This window comes from Calidifontibacillus erzurumensis (assembly GCF_013303125.1).
Classification (GTDB): Bacteria; Bacillota; Bacilli; order Bacillales; family Bacillaceae_J; genus Calidifontibacillus; species Calidifontibacillus erzurumensis.
Window position 1 is genome coordinate 1 of sequence record NZ_JABTTE010000066.1, and the last position, 880, is coordinate 880.

1 protein-coding gene and 1 pseudogene are annotated in these 880 nt (G+C 37.6%); both read left to right on the forward strand.

What is annotated here, in order from left to right; all coding sequences use genetic code 11:
• Positions 1 to 363: pseudogene (locus HR057_RS16800) on the forward strand (IS21 family transposase); the annotation flags it as partial.
• Positions 360 to 880: ATP-binding protein (locus HR057_RS16805; protein WP_173732651.1), on the forward strand; the 521-nt coding region annotated here is incomplete at its 3' end. The pseudogene HR057_RS16800 and the gene HR057_RS16805, both read left to right, overlap by 4 nt.

Consider the following 880-nt stretch of genomic DNA (forward strand, 5'->3'; position numbering starts at 1 on the left):
GTCGCAGGGCATTTTACAAATGAGGATGAAGCCGCCGCTTTTCTAGAAGAAGTACGAAAAAAGCGTCAAAGGTATATACGGGATCAGCTTCAGATGATATTAAGAGAGATTAAAAGAATAGATCAGAAATCGATCATTGACATCGCTTTGCGGGAGTGTATGAAGAAGAAGCTTTTTTGTGCAACAGATTTTATCGATATGGTTCGGTATATTGAACGGCAACGACAGATACATATGACAATCCCAACCGAAAAAGAAGGATCGATCCATTCGGTAAATATAGAACATGAGTCACTCTTCCAAACCACATCACAAAAAAGAGATGTCAATGAGTACTTAGCAGTATTGGAGGGTCAAGCATGAGTCAATTAACAATAACACAGGAAAAACTAAAAACGTTGCATTTTTCGGAAGCTGCACTTCATTTGCCTCATCTTGTAAGAGAAGCAGAAGAAAAGGAGGTGTCCTATCTTAGTTTTCTAAATCGTTTATTAGATTATGAGAAAAGACGCCGTGAAGAAAAACAGAATGAAAAAAGAATGAAGTGGGCATCCTTTCCATTTTATAAAACGCTGGATGAATTTCATTTGGAAGAACAACAATCATTAAGCAGAAAGCAATTCAATCAATTGAGAGAACTAACTTGGATTGAGCAGCTCTATAATATCATTTTGCTTGGCCCTCCAGGAGTGGGGAAAACCCATTTGGCTGTAGGGCTTGGATTGGAAGCCATCCAACAAGGATACAAAGTCATGTTTATTACGATGGGAGAGTTGATCCATATCTTAAAAACCGAGGAAATCTCCCGAAAATCCCATACAAGATTAAAAAGAATACGAAATGCAAATTTGACAATCATTGATGATTTAATGTTCATGGC